22 protein-coding genes are annotated in these 15,784 nt (G+C 40.1%); 5 read left to right on the top strand and 17 right to left on the bottom strand.

Translation table 11 applies throughout. From position 1 onward, the window contains the following. Positions 1 to 248 precede the first annotated feature (248 nt). Genes minD through BLV00_RS08605 form a run of 5 tightly spaced genes read right to left on the bottom strand, consistent with a single transcriptional unit; the run spans position 249 to position 4,234 of the window. Positions 249 to 1,046 carry a septum site-determining protein MinD gene (minD, locus tag BLV00_RS08625; protein WP_093044459.1) on the bottom strand — a complete coding sequence of 266 codons (798 nt, stop codon included), beginning with the start codon at positions 1,044 to 1,046 and terminating at the stop codon, positions 249 to 251. Further along, the gene (gene minC / locus BLV00_RS08620; protein ID WP_093044457.1) at positions 1,039 to 1,725 is read right to left on the bottom strand and encodes a septum site-determining protein MinC; all 687 of its coding nucleotides are present in this window, start codon (positions 1,723 to 1,725) and stop codon (positions 1,039 to 1,041) included. The genes minD and minC overlap by 8 nt, the downstream gene beginning before the upstream one ends. Positions 1,726 to 1,776: 51 nt before the next feature. Beyond that, positions 1,777 to 2,307: a rod shape-determining protein MreD gene (gene mreD / locus BLV00_RS08615; protein WP_093044455.1), complete on the bottom strand. Its 531-nt coding sequence runs from the start codon at positions 2,305 to 2,307 to the stop codon at positions 1,777 to 1,779. Next, entirely contained in the window at positions 2,304 to 3,182 is an 879-nt protein-coding gene (mreC, locus tag BLV00_RS08610) for a rod shape-determining protein MreC (protein WP_093044453.1), read from the bottom strand. The genes mreD and mreC overlap by 4 nt, the downstream gene beginning before the upstream one ends. An 11-nt stretch (positions 3,183 to 3,193) precedes the next feature. Continuing rightward, the gene (locus tag BLV00_RS08605) at positions 3,194 to 4,234 is read right to left on the bottom strand and encodes a rod shape-determining protein (protein WP_093044451.1); all 1,041 of its coding nucleotides are present in this window, start codon (positions 4,232 to 4,234) and stop codon (positions 3,194 to 3,196) included. Between the two features lie 593 nt (positions 4,235 to 4,827). On the opposite strand from BLV00_RS08605, the gene BLV00_RS08600 reads away from it, so the two are divergent. The 3 genes from BLV00_RS08600 to BLV00_RS08590 all read left to right on the top strand — a co-directional run bounded on the left by BLV00_RS08600 (position 4,828) and on the right by BLV00_RS08590 (position 5,978). Beyond that, entirely contained in the window at positions 4,828 to 5,154 is a 327-nt protein-coding gene (locus tag BLV00_RS08600; RefSeq protein WP_093044449.1) for a hypothetical protein, read from the top strand. Between the two features lie 78 nt (positions 5,155 to 5,232). Continuing rightward, positions 5,233 to 5,430 carry an aspartyl-phosphate phosphatase Spo0E family protein gene (locus tag BLV00_RS08595; RefSeq protein ID WP_093044447.1) on the top strand — a complete coding sequence of 66 codons (198 nt, stop codon included), beginning with the start codon at positions 5,233 to 5,235 and terminating at the stop codon, positions 5,428 to 5,430. 242 nt (positions 5,431 to 5,672) lie between these two features. Then, complete coding sequence (locus tag BLV00_RS08590; protein ID WP_093044445.1) at positions 5,673 to 5,978, top strand: hypothetical protein; 306 nt, start codon at positions 5,673 to 5,675, stop codon at positions 5,976 to 5,978. A 92-nt stretch (positions 5,979 to 6,070) separates the two neighbouring features. Here BLV00_RS08590 and BLV00_RS08585 read toward each other — a convergent pair whose 3' ends face one another. The 8 genes from BLV00_RS08585 to BLV00_RS08550 form a co-directional block, all read right to left on the bottom strand. Beyond that, a complete protein-coding gene (locus BLV00_RS08585; RefSeq protein ID WP_093044443.1) occupies positions 6,071 to 6,460 on the bottom strand; it encodes a hypothetical protein in 390 nt (129 codons plus the stop codon). A gap of 184 nt (positions 6,461 to 6,644) precedes the next feature. Continuing rightward, positions 6,645 to 6,989: a YolD-like family protein gene (locus tag BLV00_RS08580; RefSeq protein WP_093044441.1), complete on the bottom strand. Its 345-nt coding sequence runs from the start codon at positions 6,987 to 6,989 to the stop codon at positions 6,645 to 6,647. A 2-nt stretch (positions 6,990 to 6,991) separates the two neighbouring features. Then, positions 6,992 to 7,207 carry a hypothetical protein gene (locus BLV00_RS08575; RefSeq protein ID WP_093044439.1) on the bottom strand — a complete coding sequence of 72 codons (216 nt, stop codon included), beginning with the start codon at positions 7,205 to 7,207 and terminating at the stop codon, positions 6,992 to 6,994. 117 nt (positions 7,208 to 7,324) lie between these two features. After that, entirely contained in the window at positions 7,325 to 7,957 is a 633-nt protein-coding gene (locus BLV00_RS08570; protein ID WP_093044437.1) for a hypothetical protein, read from the bottom strand. Between the two features lie 20 nt (positions 7,958 to 7,977). Further along, entirely contained in the window at positions 7,978 to 8,601 is a 624-nt protein-coding gene (locus tag BLV00_RS08565) for a matrixin family metalloprotease (protein ID WP_176791414.1), read from the bottom strand. A gap of 193 nt (positions 8,602 to 8,794) precedes the next feature. Next, positions 8,795 to 9,751: a peptidoglycan-binding protein gene (locus BLV00_RS22530; protein ID WP_281243000.1), complete on the bottom strand. Its 957-nt coding sequence runs from the start codon at positions 9,749 to 9,751 to the stop codon at positions 8,795 to 8,797. A 1-nt stretch (position 9,752) separates the two neighbouring features. Continuing rightward, positions 9,753 to 9,959 (bottom strand): phage holin, encoded by a 207-nt coding sequence (locus BLV00_RS08555; RefSeq protein ID WP_093044433.1) that lies wholly within the window; start codon positions 9,957 to 9,959, stop codon positions 9,753 to 9,755. A gap of 36 nt (positions 9,960 to 9,995) precedes the next feature. Next, positions 9,996 to 10,205: a BhlA/UviB family holin-like peptide gene (locus BLV00_RS08550; protein ID WP_425441659.1), complete on the bottom strand. Its 210-nt coding sequence runs from the start codon at positions 10,203 to 10,205 to the stop codon at positions 9,996 to 9,998. A 181-nt stretch (positions 10,206 to 10,386) separates the two neighbouring features. On the opposite strand from BLV00_RS08550, the gene BLV00_RS08545 reads away from it, so the two are divergent. Both BLV00_RS08545 and BLV00_RS08540 read left to right on the top strand, forming a co-directional pair. Next, on the top strand, positions 10,387 to 10,893 hold the full coding sequence (locus BLV00_RS08545) for a spore coat protein (RefSeq protein ID WP_093044431.1): 507 nt from the start codon (positions 10,387 to 10,389) through the stop codon (positions 10,891 to 10,893). A 75-nt stretch (positions 10,894 to 10,968) separates the two neighbouring features. Continuing rightward, entirely contained in the window at positions 10,969 to 11,220 is a 252-nt protein-coding gene (locus BLV00_RS08540) for a WGxxGxxG family protein (protein WP_093044430.1), read from the top strand. 40 nt (positions 11,221 to 11,260) lie between these two features. Here BLV00_RS08540 and BLV00_RS08535 read toward each other — a convergent pair whose 3' ends face one another. The 4 genes from BLV00_RS08535 to BLV00_RS08520 form a co-directional block, all read right to left on the bottom strand. Further along, positions 11,261 to 11,551: a hypothetical protein gene (locus tag BLV00_RS08535; protein WP_093044428.1), complete on the bottom strand. Its 291-nt coding sequence runs from the start codon at positions 11,549 to 11,551 to the stop codon at positions 11,261 to 11,263. Positions 11,552 to 11,615: 64 nt separating this feature from the next. Continuing rightward, a complete protein-coding gene (locus BLV00_RS08530) occupies positions 11,616 to 11,837 on the bottom strand; it encodes a hypothetical protein (protein WP_093044426.1) in 222 nt (73 codons plus the stop codon). Then, on the bottom strand, positions 11,834 to 12,253 hold the full coding sequence (locus BLV00_RS08525) for a DUF1617 family protein (RefSeq protein WP_143030703.1): 420 nt from the start codon (positions 12,251 to 12,253) through the stop codon (positions 11,834 to 11,836). The genes BLV00_RS08530 and BLV00_RS08525 overlap by 4 nt, the downstream gene beginning before the upstream one ends. Further along, positions 12,253 to 15,783: a phage tail spike protein gene (locus BLV00_RS08520; RefSeq protein ID WP_093044424.1), complete on the bottom strand. Its 3,531-nt coding sequence runs from the start codon at positions 15,781 to 15,783 to the stop codon at positions 12,253 to 12,255. Before BLV00_RS08520 ends, BLV00_RS08525 begins: the two co-directional genes overlap by 1 nt. Position 15,784 lies beyond the last annotated feature (1 nt).

The raw sequence follows: 15,784 nt of genomic DNA, 5'->3' as shown, positions 1-15,784 counted from the left end.
CAAGGAGGTCCGGGAAATTGCGAGACTCCTATGGGATTAAAGTACATGGTGAGATCCCGCAGGGCTTCAGCCCGAGGAAGCTCACCGTACTCCCATGGAAAGCGAGTGATTTCCCGGACCTCCAACCGCTCACCACCGTAACGGAAACAGTTTATCTCGAAACTGAGTCTTCAGCAAAAGGGAGCCTTACTGTAAAATCAACGCGGGTAAACAAAAAAAGACTGCCTCTACAGAGACAGTCCAGGGGATCAGCTGCGAATTCCAAAGAATTTTTTAACTTTAGTAAAAAAGCCTTTTTCCTCATCAAAAGATAGCAATGGAACCGATTCACCTAATATCCGACGAGCGATATTCCGATAGGCCAGCGAAGACTTTGTATTCGGGTGCAATGCCACAGGTTCACCGCTATTTGAAGCCTTGATCACTTCATCATCATCCGCTACCACACCTAATAAATCGATAGATAATACGGATACTATTTCGTCCACATCCAGCATATCTCCATTTTGGACCATATGGTGACGGATACGGTTGACGATCAATTTAGGTGGTTCGATATCTTCTTGTTCCAATAAACCGATGATCCGATCGGCATCCCGAACACTCGATTTCTCCGGGTTGGTTACCACAACTGCCTTATCCGCACCTGCTACGGCATTTTTAAACCCTTGTTCGATTCCTGCCGGACAGTCGATGATTATGTAGTCAAACTCCTGCTTCAACTCGTCTACTATTTTTTTCATGGCTTCAGGTGTAACTTCAGACTTGTCACTTGTTTGAGCTGCCGGAAGCAATTGCAGACAATCGAAACGTTTATCAGGAACTAGAGCCTGCTTGGTTTTCACCCGCTCTTGCACCACATCCACAAGATCGAAAATAATACGGTTTTCAAGCCCCATTACTACATCAAGGTTACGTAACCCGATATCCGTATCAATCAGGCAAACCTTTTTGCCAAGTAATGCAAGTGCTGTACCGATATTGGCGGTAGTTGTCGTTTTACCGACTCCACCTTTACCAGAAGTTACAACAATAGCCTCACCCATTAAGCATTCTCCTTTCAAAACTGCTGATGTCCGGCCTTTTTTTAATGATATCCTGAAGACGGTCAATCAAGATTTTGTCTGCTTCTTCATCTAAAAAGCCGCACTCCATATAGACACCCTCTGTTTCATGATCAGGGGCCCTGCTGATTGCATCGGCGATTCTTAACTGGCTCGGCTGCATATAAGATGCGGCAATGACAGCACGGAAGTCCCCGTCAACGCCAGCATGTGCAATCCCTCGAAGGCTTCCCATTACAAATATATTCCCTGTAGCCATAACCTTACCACCAGGATTGACATCTCCGATCAATAATAGATCTCCTTCTACATTGATTACTTGCCCTGACCTTACCACCCTGACTAAAGGTTTTACCTCTGCATGCTTTTTCCATTCTGAAGCTTCCTCTTTTGTAAGTACATTTGATTCTATCTTTCCGACGACTAGGTTTTGGTTGTCCCTGACTACTTCTTTCAACTTTTCTTTTTGTTCCTTGGTAACATACCGGTTTCCAAGTTGAATCTTCACCGATATCAGCCGGTCCTCTTCCAACAAAGCATTCAAAGAAAGTTTTTCTTTTAATTCTCCTAATACATCTTCATACGCACATTGATCGTCTATTTTTAAAATAAGTCCGTCTCTCGTGCCTTTAATTGTTATTAGTTGTTGATTTGCTATCACCTTAGTTCCCCCCAACCTGCAAGGATCTGCTTCCCAATGCAAAAGAGAAGATCAGTTGCTCAGTAAATTTGCCGCCCACTTTTCCAGTTTTCCTTTTATTATAGGATAGGCAAGTAAAAAGAAGAGAAGATTCGCTATCCCTGTCGGCAGCATTCTTTTTGTCAAAAATACTTCCCACGTCATTTGGGTCACTTGGACAAAGGAATAGATCGTATATAAAAGTAATTCTGTCAAAACCAGACCAAGTACTGCTAGTAGAACCGCTACAATAAAGTTTCCGTGAAGCATTTTTTTAAAACCATGAAGTAAATAGATGACGATTCCATACGTGAACATATAGACCCCTAAAATACTTGTATAAACCATATCAATCAATAGACCGAAAAGGATAGCATATAACAAGGAGTAATAGGTATCATCATTATCAAAAAAAACAGTGATAAGGATAAGGATGACAAGGACCCAATGAGGTGTAATCAATAAATCCGAATATGCTAAATTTGCTGGCAGCAGGCTCATTGCCAGACCTTGGAATACAAGGAGAAAAATTAAAATCAAAGGAAGATAGAATCGTTGTATCATTCCTCTTCCTCCTCATCTTGTTGCTCGATATCATAGGTAGGCATGCTCCTGTCTACAATCATTACCTGATTGATATCATATAGATCAGCAGCAGGCTCTACGTAGGCCGTTTGTGTCAAACCATACTGATCCATTTCAACCTTAGTAACCTCTCCAATCAGTAACCCTGCAGGAAAGACTCCGCCTTTACCAGAAGAAACAACCTTTTCTCCTTCCTTAATCTCTGCGTCATAGTCAATTTCTTTTAATAATAATGACTCGGTTTCTTCATCGTATCCCTGAATCAGGCCATGAATCGGCTGATCTTCCTGCCAGATCCAGGCAGAAATCCGGTTGGATAAACCGAAACCGCTGAGTAAACGGACAGTAGAATGGAATTTGTCGGTCGACTGAATTTTCCCTATCATTCCTTCGCCTGTGATGACTGCCATATTTCTCTTGACCCCATGGGCTTCTCCACGGTTCACAATCATCTGGCTAAACCATCTCTCAGAACTCCTTGCTATGACTGATGCATCAATAGGATCGTAATCTGTCAGGCTATCCTGGTAATCGAGGCTTGAACGAAGTTCTTCATTTTCTTTTTTCAACATCTGATTTTCTTGCATGATACTTTTATATTGGGAAAGACGTGATTTCAATATTTCGTTCTGCTCATATGTTTTACTGATATCTTGTATATTTTCGTATGTGCCTTGGATGAATTGTACGGGTTGGTTAAATATAGTTTGTATCCACCCGACCGAATCATGGACAAATTTCTCCGGCCAGGTTAGTTCACTCCGCTCTCTTAGCGAAAAACCAATCAATGCTACGAGCAAAATGAAACTGACGAGTACAAGTATAAGTCGTTTTTTTTTGAAAAATGAAGGCATAGAAGCTTCAGTTACTCCATTCTGGCTCTTGAAGCCACGTTAGGCTGTGCCTTGAAGTGATGGATGTATTCCAAGGATTTCCCCGTACCGATCGCTACGCAATCAAGCGGATCATCAGCTACAAAAACAGGCATTTTTGTTTCATCGCTGATAACTTGATCCATATTCTTCAGCAAAGCACCCCCACCAGTCAATACAATTCCTCTGTCCATGATATCAGCTGCCAGCTCAGGAGGTGTTTTTTCCAGTGTGTTTTTCACAGCATCGATAATAGCATCTACTGTATCTTTTAATGCTCCAGAAATTTCAGCAGCGTTGATAGATATTGTTTTTGGCAGTCCTGTCAATAAATCTCTTCCACGGATATCCATTTCTTTTTCTTCTTCCGGACTGCCGGCTGCACCTATTTCCATTTTGATATTTTCTGCGGTACGCTCTCCAATCATCAAGTTGTATTGTTTCCGGATATATTGAATGATCGCATCGTCCATTTCATCACCGGCTAACCTGATAGATTGAGAGGTCACAATTCCGCCTAAGGAAATAATCGCTACTTCGGTAGTACCTCCACCGATATCCACAACCATGCTTCCAGTCGGTTCCCATACAGGAAGTCCTGCTCCGATAGCAGCGGCAAAAGGTTCAGCAATCGGATATGCTTCTTTCGCTCCAGCTTGTTTAGTTGCATCAATGACTGCACGTTCCTCAACCATCGTAATGCCTGAAGGCACACAGATCATAACATTCGGCTTTCTCGCAAAACTCGATCTATTTTTCATCGCTTTGTTGATATAATACTTCATCATTTCAGCGGTAGTATCATAATCAGCGATGACACCGTCTTTCATAGGTCGTACCACAGAAATATTGCTAGGCGTACGTCCAATCATATTTCTGGCAGGATTCCCGACCGCTTCAATGTTGCCTGTCGTAATGTCACGAGCTACTACGGAGGGCTCACGGACTACGACTCCCTTGTTTTTTATAAAAACCAACGTATTCGCTGTGCCTAAATCAATTCCTAAATCTTGTGAAAACCCAAATAAACCCAATACCGATCTCCCTTTCTACTCTATCTCGAGGGTATTCTAGTTCGTTAGTGATTATCTAATAATGCTTGCCGTTAATAAAATTCAGTATGCAAGAGAAAGAAGCGCCCATTATAAGATCCAGCTTATAAAAAGGCGCTAATTTTCACTATCTATTCAATTATACGAAAAAAATGAAGAAATGGATAGTCTTACAAGTATCATATTTTCGGCTTTTTATGGATTCGGGCCATTTCTTTTGTATGATATACGAAAGAAAAATTCAGTTATACAGGAACATGCTTTCGTGTCGTTTCGTCTACTTATTATTATTCTGTGATATTTCTGTGAGGTTAGAAAGGCAACCTGGCAAATTAAATGTTCCTTTCATTTGGACTTGATCGAGAACTACAAGCTTCCTTTAGTAAACCAAAATTTCCTTCTATAGAGTTAAAATTCTAGGGAGGGAATTTTTTTGTTGAGGTTTTAGGAACTAACCGATGGACGAAGGTAGTACTTTTAGATGGATAAAGTGAACCTTTAGACTTGTTTTATTAAATCTGAGTTTGTCGATACAAATAGATGGATAATAGAAGAAATGAAGGAGGGGAATCGTTATGGAACTGGAAAAGTATCGCTCTAGGCAATTGCCTAAACACCCTGTCATTTATATGCCTGTCAAGTGGTGCAGAGTGTTCGGAATTAATATCGGAGAGGAAGTGGATATTACATGTGATAAACGGAACATTTTTATTGAAAGAGCGAACCCAGACAGCATCTATAACAAAAGGTATGTCACAGAAAAAAATGCAATCAACATCCCCAAAGAGATAAAAGAGGAGTTGGGAATTGAACCTTATCAACTGTATAGCCTATATATTGATAAGAAAAATGAACGTTTCATTATATCCTTAGGTCATTTGGAAGAGCCTGTGTTCAATTAACCTACCATGAAATGGCACACTCTCCAATAGGCGTTCCCATCAATCAGATAAAATCAGCATAAAAAGGAGGTGCTGGCCATGAATGATAAAGAGCTAGAGGACAAAGTCGAGCAATTAAGAAACAAAATGTACACTTTATATTTAGATGACCCTCTGAATCCCCAAGTAGTAGAAGTTTCACAATCCTTGGACAGCCTGTTGAATGAGCTAGATTTTCGAAAAAATAAAAGCAAGCCAAAGCAGCAAATTGTTCCGAAAGTTAATAGCCTACGTTAAATTGAGGAAATTAGGAAGCTTCTTGGAGGATAAAAGTTATTATGTCTTTTATTACTTCAAACCTGAGTGCCATGTCCGATGATAAAGATGTGGTAATTGATACCTCTTCTTGCACGTTAGGGGTTAGATTTGAAGGAGGATTAACTAACTGATGGAAATAATAGACGGTAGTTTCAAGCCTTTACATAAAAGTTGTCAAAGAAGGATAGGATTATGATCAGCAAAAAGGGAGTTGAACTATAGTGATTGAGTTACAATTGAACGTGTTTGATGGTGGCAGTACAAAGAAGTATCTATATTTAAGGAAGATGGATAAAGTTAATGCCATCGAAATCAACAGGAAAATACGGGAACAATTTTATTCTTTCTTCATACCTGCAGAGCAAGAGATCCTTCCCATTATTCAGGTGCAGTTATGGAAAATCGAAGGAAATAGGAATCAGTATCGATCGTTTTTAGAAGAATCTTATCTTGGATTTAGTGTGAAAGAAAAATTGGTATCATTTATTGAACAAGAATTAGGGGATTTCAATGGAAAGAGGTCTTGAAAGGGAGATTTATTTTGAACACCTCTCCCCATTATCCCTCTTCATATCACATATTTTTATTCTTTTCATAGCAAACATGATTTTTATGTATACTATTTCTCTACATACTCAACTCCCAGAATAGAAGGTATGGCAGTAATCAAACAATAAAAAACTGTAAATAAGGTATTAAATTCCGACAAAGATACTTTCTCAATACTATTGTTTATACTAAATGCATAATGAATTAGAAATGAAATGATTGTTAATATAGGAATAAGGAACAACAATAAATTTCCAGTATACTTCTGCAAAAAATGGCTAATAATTCGGGTGATAGGGTTAGCTACTAGCAAGTAAATAGGGAAAGCAAATAAAAATATAAAAGGCAAAGAAATTAAATCAAAACTTCCATCCTGAATCATTCCATACATAAAAATAAAAGAAAGATAAATTGCTGTACTAATTAATGCGCCGATTAAGTGGTTGTAGATATATTTCATAAATACCCCTTTCTTTGCTGATCCATTTTATCACCCTTGAACATTATATAACCGAATGACCCCGGAGTTTAAGGATAAACTATTCTTTTACATAAACTTAACGATTATTTTCACATGAATAGATTTCTTCAGAACAGTAATAGATTGTATTAAAAAAGCCCTCCAACTTTATGCTGGAGGGCAATTATGTCCAAACTATATTCACTTCCATAATATTCTTCAAATTAATGGTTAGCTCACTTCCCGAATCATCTGTTGCTATAAGTTTTCCTTCAAGTTGATTGATAGTAAGTATTTTGCATCTAGCGTAGTTGAAGTTGAAACCATTATGATATTTCACTTCAATAGTTAAGTCGTCGGCTAGTGATCTACGGAGCGTATAACCTATTTCCATAGCTTGCTGTTCATCTAAAATAGGTTTTTCTATGCGTTCGTCTTCTTTCCAAACCTCTTTTACCATTTTCACATGTTCCGGCAGCATGAGTGAAGTCCATTTGATTGTTCCCCGATCACGGAGCCGATCATCCATAATCAAGCACCCACCTTTCCTCTCAATGGACCTGCGGAAAGAATGTTCTCTTGTTTGAATGACCTTACTTCCTTTCTTTCATAGCAGTAGGCCAAAATGCTTTCTTTACTCACTCTCAATACACGAATAGTTCTTTGGGTCAGGCTTCCTTCATCATCCATATAAAACATTTCCAGCTTCATTTTGTTTTCTTGGGCTCTCAGAAATAATCCTTTCATAATTATCCCCCTCCATGAACACGAACGCACGTTCCTATTATACCCAAGAAAGCAGAGAATGTGAACTGGAAATAAACGTAAAAATCCCCCCTACTTATAAAAGTAAGGGGGTAAGGTTTATTTCTTAGATTCTTTTGATTTTTTAATTGCTTCTTTCACTTTAATCTTCACAGCATTAGGTGATTTATTTACTAATTCATCATGAAAAGATGGGATATCAGTAAATTGCGGTTTACCCGGGTACTCTACTTTATTATCTCTATTTATTTTCAGCTTACCCTGGTAGCCACCTATTGTGACATAAGTGTCTTTATCATTAGTTACTGGGCCTTCATACCTCTCCATAAATAATAAATATTTTTCATTTCTTTCAACCACATCAGGAACTACTCCTAATACTTTTATTTCTTTATTATCAATATCCTCTTCATTTAAAATAAATTCTTTTATGTTCAAGGTGGAAATTGCGAATTCCGCCCCTTCGTAGCTAATCCATTCTACTTGATCCGTAGCCTTTACTTCAACAACTAATGTTGACTCGCCTACCATTTTTTCTAAAGATTCAATTTCTCTAGCTTTAAACGAAGTAGAAACTACTTGAGGTTTACCATCTATCCCTTTTTCCTGATCACTAATCGGATTTTCACTATTTATCTTTACATCTTTTTGGGTTTCAACAACTTGAGATTGTACTCCGCAGGCAGCAAGTACACTTATTATGGCTATTAAAACAAATAATATTTTTTTCATCTTTTTCCCTCCAGTAATTACTAGTAAAGGTTATTTACACCATTAACATCATCTTTTTGAATTGACCAATCCCAACTATGTTGATTCATTACTGCTGGTACATCATTCTCATGAGCTAGCCCCAACATATGTCCTATTTCATGTTCTGCTACATTTATTAAGTAACCATAGGATGTATATCCATCTTCATCAAATTCATAAGCATTCAAAGCTGAATTAGCGTAGTCCCAGTCTGTCTTAGGACCACAGGCTAGACAGGTAGAACCTGCTCTAGATCCGTCCCAGTTATAATGATGCACCCAACCATAATAACCATTATTTCCGTAGTTTGAGGCATAAAAGTTGAGTTTCCCAGTCTTAGAGTTATCTTTAGTAGAAATGTTTGAATTTGATTTATAGTTCCACTTCCAAAGAGCGTCATTATATACCTGATAAAAATCATAAGTATGGCCATTGTAATTATAAGCTTTAGGAGCGTGGGAAATATTATATGTACCTGAAGAAATCCCGCTTCTAAATTCGTAATTGTTACCGTACCAGCTAGTAAAGTACTCGTAAGCATAAGTGGAACCCGGAAATGAAAATACAGTCATCAATACAAGCAATAAAGCTAATTTTCTGCGAAGTAAATTGGAGAGATTCATTTTTACCATCCTTTCAAGTTTTGTAACCAAAAAATAACACATAAATGAATATAAATAATCATAAAACCCACTTTTTAGATAAATACACCTATAACTTTTAATTAATTTGAACTATATCCACCAATAAAAAAGCCCCACCTGAATTCGGCGGGGCTTTTACTCGGTATTGAGAATGGGGGGGCATCCGAAAATGTTATTTTAACACTTGTAACAACTTCTTTCGAGTATTTGGTCCGTATATTCCATCTTCCTTCAAATTGAAGTAAGACTGGAACCGTTCAACAGCATCTGCTGTCTTGGGGCCATAATAACCATCAATACCATTATTCCTGGCACCCTTTTCCGGATAAAATGGCGGGTTGTTGGCAGCTAATGCTCCTTGGACTGCACGCACCCCATTACCGCAAAACAGAGGAGTTTTCACCCAGTAGGTTTCATCAGGAAGAACCGGCTTGGCTGCTTCTTTTAATTCCTGTCTTGTTACTGGACCGACAATGCCATCAACTTTGATGCCTCGATCTTTCTGGAATGCTTTCACCACTGTTTCAGTTTCAGCTCCAAAATCTCCATTCGCCCCATATTTCGGAAGTCTGTAACCCATATCGAGCAGTTGCTCTTGGAGTCGCTTGATAGCTGTACCGTTTTCCCCTTTCTCCAGCAAGCCATCATCCTCCGGTGGACTATAGCTTGTCTGTACAGCGAATATAGGTTTCTTCCCGGCTCTCAGATCACTAAGGGATAATCCGCCTGTCAGCTGCAGGTGAGGGAAATCTTTGAAAGGTGACCAATCCCCTCCCCACTCAAAACCTATTTCCTTCCCTATGGCGGCCACTTGCTTCCAGTCTTTATTGACTGTCCAAAGTGCACGCTTTCCATCATCAGAAACCAGGAAGAAATCCACAGCTAGTCCAAAGTTATGATAAGAATAACCTGGTTGTGCATAAGTGACAATGTTCCCTGGTGCAGTTCTCCCTTTGTCATAAAGAGCCTGCTGTTCTGCATAGGTACGCAGTCCATCAGAGATTTGAGCTAATATACCTTTTTTATAAGCTCGTTCGATCATTGTCACAGCTCGGTCTTTTACGACTGGATGTACTTCACCCATGTTCCTAATAGAACGATTAACCAATGTTTTTAAAGATACAGTCATATTAATTTAGTCCTTTCTTTTCTAATTCTAATTTTTGAGCGTGTCCCTTTTTGAACAAGTAGTTATTCTTATAAGCAGCCCATAGCACAAGGACACCGAATACGATTCCTGTAGCAGCCTCCACAACATCTTCTGGCACGTTAATGCCAAAGTACGTCAATAATGAAACAATCAAACTGATGATTCGCGCAATACTTGCTTTATCCATGTAATCTCCTCCTTATTTTGAAATAAAAAAGACCAATTACCTTGGCGGTAATCGATCTTTGATATCCTTGAGCTCATCAATAACATCATCATACTTTTCGCTGAACTTCTCCAATAGGTTTTGCAACCGCATTTCTCTCTCTTGGTTTGCCTTCATCACATATATGAGCAGCCAAACAAAAAGAGCCGCAAAGGGCCCCTGTGTTAAAAAATATTGTAATACCGTCTCAATCGTGATCTCCTCCAATCTATCCCCCCTAAAACTATTGCCGTGAATCGTATAATATAAAATGCCGCCCTTCTCCCCTCGGGTGGCAGGGTGCTACGGCACCCTTTTCTTATCTAACATTAGCCCAAAACAAGGAAGACAATCTTCCATAGGCTTTCCTCCCGAATAGTGTATAAAGATTAATTCGGGAGGGATTCTAATGTACCAGCATTATGCATCACAGGCGCCACAGCATCTAGCTTGGCATGAAACCTTAGATCTCCATGAGCTAGTTGCTTTTCAGTCTATTGGCCTTATGAAGTTAAAAAAAGCGTATCCTAAAGTTACCGATCCAACTCTTAAGAAGTTATACCAACAAGCAATCAACAGTTTAAGTAAAAACCTTCAGGAGCTTCTCGCCTTCTATCCTCTGGCTCCACATCCAGAACATGGTAGTGATTACCGTGATGATGAGTTACCATTTTATGCAGGTGATTTATTAGCACTTTTTAAAACGGGTGTCAGAAATTACGCTATAGCAATTACGGAAACCGCAACCCCTGCTTTAAGAAAGGTTTTAAAGCAACAAATAAATAACACAATAGATATGCATGCTGCAGTCTATTCCTACATGTATCAGAACGGTTATTACCCTTCATACAACTTAACCCAGTTGTTGAGCAATGACATCAATTTAGCTAAGAAAGCTCTTTCCAAAGGGATTTAAATTAAATTTTTAATGCATAATCACTCCTTATCAATGCATGCTAATCATGATGTCAAATATAAGGAGGAATTTTATATGCTTAAAAAAGTTGCTTATCTACTTTGCACTCTATCCCTTACAGCTACGGTTTTTACCAGTCCAGTGTTTGCCGAACAAACTAACAACAACAATGACAATGGGGTCGCTACTGACATGAATAATAATTTCAACGACACCCAGAACATGGCACAAACAGCAGATGACAACGATACAAACTGGAGTTGGATAGGTTTACTTGGTTTAGCAGGGCTCTTAGGCCTACGAAGAAGAGAAACAAACCAAAGTTAAATAACTAATAAAAGAGGACCCTAAGAGTCCTCTTTTCCTTTTACTTACTTTTACTTACTTTTTTTCCTAATAGTATCTTAATATTCCCCTTCATATCAATTCCCATATGCAAAGCTTGCATCTTAACATTAAATTGAAAATCAGTTTCCCTATTTTCACTCTCGAATGAAATATAATTAACGTTTCTTCCTTCTTCTATTATTTCTTTAAAATACTTCCTTAAGGCATAGTCTTTCGTTTTTATGACAATTGTCTTGTGATTCCCCTCAAACTGACCTTTAGTGCTAAGCCTTTTATTATTATTTATTTGAATAATATCAAAATTAAGCATTTCATCCCTCCTCCTAAACATTTCGACATAGGCTAGAAGGACTCCTTCATTATATAAAGACTAATCAGGTGCTTCCCAATCGTTCCGTAACTTTGGTTTTTACCAATACGCTCAACCCTTCCACACTAGCATCTGTTTCATATTCCTCTACGGTGGCTGGCACATAACCATTCAAATTGATTTGGTTTTCGGCATCATTGCCCCTGAAATGAATATGCACTTTTTTCTCATTATCCACTGTGACAAACTGTACATTATTTACTGTAATGCTCATTTCCTCGATCATGATAGATCAGCCTCCTCGAATTGTTCACACAAATAATCGTATGTCAGTGCCTTTTTACCGGAATAAGATTCATCACTGTTCAGGAGTACTTCTTTTACTGTCGTTAACATTCTTTGATTATCACCACCTTCAAGGACCAGTTCTTCCTCATAGAGCTCCTGAACGTCTTTCTGAAAAGCTTCCATATCCTTGATGTCGTATCTCTTCCCATTGTCTAGCATTTTAGGGTTGCCTTCCTCATCCAGGAATGAATGTTCCTTTGCCAGGTCATTCCGCTGACCTTCTACCTCATGCAGCCGTTCAGTCAACTTTTTGATGAATGTCGTCCGGTGCCTGGATTGCTTCCCTTTTAAAGACAAATGAAAAAGCAGGTCGATTGCCTGCCCGATTTGTTCATGTTTGATTTTTACCTGCATTAGGACGCCTCCTCCAATTGTTTGATACGTGCTTTTAATGTTTCATTTTCCATTTCCAAATAGTTGATACGCTCATCATGATCATAATAAATGCCAGCTAACTGCTGGATTGCTTTTGTATTCAAACTCCGATGGGAATAAGAAGAGATGGCTGCTCCATCATCGGATAAGATCTCACTAGGTGTTTTATAGCCTTGCCCAATTACGAAACCATATTTGGCTGCATTTATACCATTATTCCAATCGGATACCAGGTTATATTTCATGATTTGTGCATGATTCATGAGAATATCCAAGGCATCTCCTTCCCATGGCTGTATGTTGGTTTTAGCGTCTTCGATGGAAGAAACAATGAAGTCTGAAGCCCGAATCGGCTTATATGTTCCGTACGTCTGATCCGGCGCCAACACACGTACCTCGTTAGGAGTGTTAAGGTAGAAGTTACCGCCAGTCGCTTGGATGGCAACTGCGTTAGACGCTTCAATGTTTACGTTACCATCAGTAGCTTCTAACCGAGCAGTACTCCCGTAAACCTCTGTTGACCCCGCGGCGGAAATCGTAACAAAGTCTTGTGCTGTAAAAATACCCCCGAAATTACTGTTTATCCTGAAATCCTGATTAACATCCAAACCTACGGTAGTACGTAGGGTCGCCCATTGGTTTAAGAAAGCAATACTTGATGGGTCCGGCGGGCCCCACGTCTGCCCCGTTGTGGTGATTCCGATGCGTACATAGCCGTTTGCGTCTCGAACGAACCAGCCATCGTCGGAGATAACAACACGCCCGTCGGTTCCTGTCGCGGTGAACGTCGAACCGGAAATATCAACCCCGGATATATTACCTGCTGTAATGTTTCCCAATTCACCCGTTATGTCACTAAGAACAGTGACAGCTCCCTGGAACTCGATATTCGCTGCTTGGATTTTAATGGTTTCTGCCGACTGGTTGATGGCAGAAATGACCCCGTTTTCTTCCACTTTGGTGCTTATCTCATTGCTATGTTGAGTGATAGTACTTTCCGCTGAATCCACTCGTCCTTCTAGAGTATTAAACGTAGAAGTTTCCACCTTGCTAGTGATTGCATTGGCATTCTGGGTTATATTTGATTCGGCTGTATCCATACGTCCCTCGAGGGTATTGAAAGTTGTCGTTTCCACTTTCGATTCGATTGCGTTGGCATTTTGGGTAATTTCAGATTCAGCTGTCGTAAGTCTGCAGTCAATCGGCGATACCGCGCTATCCGTGTAATCCTGCGCCAGTTTTCGATCCACCGTTTCAATTAAAACACTGTCGATTAACACCCCTAGACCGGATCCGGAGGTATCTCCCCATATCCCGAGAAAATGATCGTTTGAATTTCCATTGTTCTGCGGCACATCATAATAGAAAGTGTAAGTTGTCCATGATGTTGTAGGAGTGAAGTAGTTCCATCCACTATTTCCTACACTGTTTGTCGAATAAGCCGCTGCAAATTCAGCCGTTGGATTGGATGCTGGTTGTTTGGCTATAATGGATACTTTTATCGTTTTTCCACTTAATAACAACGCCTTTGCTGAATCAATGAGTAAGGCAGTTTCACCAGTAGTTCCACTAGGTGGCGGCCCTGTATTAGTTGATTGGAATAGCCCTGTTTCCGGTGTAGTAATGCCACCTGTCCCGAAGGTAACGCCACTCTGCCATTTATCTTGAATAGCAGCTTCAAATCCATTTCTTACAATCTGATCTAAGGATTTCACATCCGCATAAACTTTTGCATCTGCTATCCCCTGTTCGTATGTGATCTGTTCCACTTTGCTGCTTATTGCTGTGGCATTTTGGCTTATAGAGGTCTCATTTGATTCAAATCGGTTAATAATTCCCTGCTGATCAGTTGAATATGTGGTAGAGTCAACCTTTGCACTAAGGGCATTGTCTACTTCGGTAAAAGTATAGGTGCCAATCTCACCTGCAACCGTAGGGCTCGATTTTTGCCAAGCAGTACCATCCCATCTTTTTAACACGTTCGGGTTTTGCGATGTATCCCACCAAAGCATACCAGTAGTGGGGGCTGTAGGTGCTGTGGTCTGTTGCGGTATTTCCTCCTGCTTCATCGCCAATTGGCCATCAACATAAGTAAGATTCGCTTTATCAGCCAGGTCATTACCGATTTCCTGCATCTTGTTGTCATAGGCTGTCTGAGCAACCGCGTAATCTGCAGTATATTGTTCGGCTGCAGATTGGGCTTGGTTTGCCACAGTATCCGCATGTCTCTCCGCAGCTGTTTGAGCAGCATTGGCTTTTGATTGCGCTCCCGTGATGGACTCAATTGTATCAGTACCAACATCAGTGTCCAACTTGGTCTTGGCTTCATTACCGGGAGCGTCTTTGGAATCGATGGTTTGTTTATCGTAGGTGACTTCCCTTACCTCAGTCATGGACACTTTCTTGGTTATTTCGGCTTGCAGGGACTTCCAAACGGCATCCACTTGTTCCTGAGTATATTCAATGTAATCTCCAAGCTCTATTTTCTTTTTTGATTCGTTCACAATGTCTCTTTCCTGAGTGTGGATACGCGCTTCCAGGTAAAGAGGAGGCTCAAAACTTGTATCTTTAATACCGATGGTGTCTCCAAAGCGAATCTTTTTATTTTCCATGCCCTGAATACGCTCTAAATCAGCAATACCGCCTTTGTATCCAACAGCGGCATTAATCCGTTTTTCCAGCTCATTCTCCGTTAACGTACGTAACCGAGCTTCCGTCATGTTTGGATCCGTACTTGTAGGTTCATATATTTCTATAAGGTGCTGGAGAGTGCCACCTTTGTTTTGTGTTCCCCAACGCTTCAGGGCCGCCTTATTCTCTACAATCACTTCCAGCCGAGTACCATCTTCCTTTTCAGGACCGATTCCCTTCAAGGCTGTAACAATGGCATCTGTTTTTTCCGTTCGGCGTAATTCTAATAAATCTCTACCAAGTTCCGCCGTTCTACCTCTCTGCCTTCCAATACGTTCCACCATATCAACATACCTTCGGGTTATAAATCCCCCTTGATGTTCGATGCGAAAATCCAGTTCTAAATCAAATTCACTCGCAACCCGTTTTAAAAAAGCAAAAGGATTGGTATGTTGCTCAATAGTGAGTGTGCGAATCCCTTTAAAAGCAATATTACCTGCTTCCCACTCTGTACCTGATAAGGCGTAGTTTGCATGCCCCTCTGCACTTAGTGCATCCGTCGTATGCGGATCGATCACTTTAGCTTTTTTTAGTGACAGATAACTGGCAGTAGTATAGATATCCACTTCTCGGCTGATGCGGTCGACGCCGGCCTCGATGATTATAAATTCCCTTGGTTCCCCGTACTCTCCAGGAATAATGATTCGATTGCGCTTGATTAGATGTTCAGAAAAAGACTGATCAGCCATGGTACGGAAGTCGAAGGTTTCCAAATGATTTTTTAATGACTGACGATGGTTATTGGAAAGAATACGGTGATATCGGATGTGCCCCAACATACGGTTGGTTTGTCCATCTGCAATATGGATTTTAGTCAAA

Source organism: Thalassobacillus cyri (genome assembly GCF_900107755.1).
Classification (GTDB): Bacteria; Bacillota; Bacilli; order Bacillales; family Halobacillaceae; genus Thalassobacillus; species Thalassobacillus cyri.
The sequence above is the reverse complement of the archived record's forward strand: the minus strand, read 5'-3'. Positions and strand labels throughout refer to the sequence as shown.

Coding starts and splice junctions, on each gene's coding strand:
- mreD (WP_093044455.1), bottom strand. CDS start 2,307: ATGATACAACGATTCTATCTTCCTTTGATTTTAATTTTTCTCCTTGTA.
- BLV00_RS22530 (WP_281243000.1), bottom strand. CDS start 9,751: ATGACTGTATCTTTAAAAACATTGGTTAATCGTTCTATTAGGAACATG.
- BLV00_RS08530 (WP_093044426.1), bottom strand. CDS start 11,837: ATGATCGAGGAAATGAGCATTACAGTAAATAATGTACAGTTTGTCACA.
- BLV00_RS08575 (WP_093044439.1), bottom strand. CDS start 7,207: ATGAAAGGATTATTTCTGAGAGCCCAAGAAAACAAAATGAAGCTGGAA.
- BLV00_RS08595 (WP_093044447.1), top strand. CDS start 5,233: ATGAATGATAAAGAGCTAGAGGACAAAGTCGAGCAATTAAGAAACAAA.
- BLV00_RS08540 (WP_093044430.1), top strand. CDS start 10,969: ATGCTTAAAAAAGTTGCTTATCTACTTTGCACTCTATCCCTTACAGCT.
- BLV00_RS08580 (WP_093044441.1), bottom strand. CDS start 6,989: ATGGATGATCGGCTCCGTGATCGGGGAACAATCAAATGGACTTCACTC.
- BLV00_RS08535 (WP_093044428.1), bottom strand. CDS start 11,551: ATGCTTAATTTTGATATTATTCAAATAAATAATAATAAAAGGCTTAGC.
- BLV00_RS08525 (WP_143030703.1), bottom strand. CDS start 12,253: ATGCAGGTAAAAATCAAACATGAACAAATCGGGCAGGCAATCGACCTG.
- BLV00_RS08600 (WP_093044449.1), top strand. CDS start 4,828: ATGGAACTGGAAAAGTATCGCTCTAGGCAATTGCCTAAACACCCTGTC.
- BLV00_RS08555 (WP_093044433.1), bottom strand. CDS start 9,959: ATGGATAAAGCAAGTATTGCGCGAATCATCAGTTTGATTGTTTCATTA.
- BLV00_RS08545 (WP_093044431.1), top strand. CDS start 10,387: ATGTACCAGCATTATGCATCACAGGCGCCACAGCATCTAGCTTGGCAT.
- mreC (WP_093044453.1), bottom strand. CDS start 3,182: ATGCCTTCATTTTTCAAAAAAAAACGACTTATACTTGTACTCGTCAGT.
- minD (WP_093044459.1), bottom strand. CDS start 1,046: ATGGGTGAGGCTATTGTTGTAACTTCTGGTAAAGGTGGAGTCGGTAAA.
- BLV00_RS08565 (WP_176791414.1), bottom strand. CDS start 8,601: ATGAATCTCTCCAATTTACTTCGCAGAAAATTAGCTTTATTGCTTGTA.
- BLV00_RS08570 (WP_093044437.1), bottom strand. CDS start 7,957: ATGAAAAAAATATTATTTGTTTTAATAGCCATAATAAGTGTACTTGCT.
- BLV00_RS08585 (WP_093044443.1), bottom strand. CDS start 6,460: ATGAAATATATCTACAACCACTTAATCGGCGCATTAATTAGTACAGCA.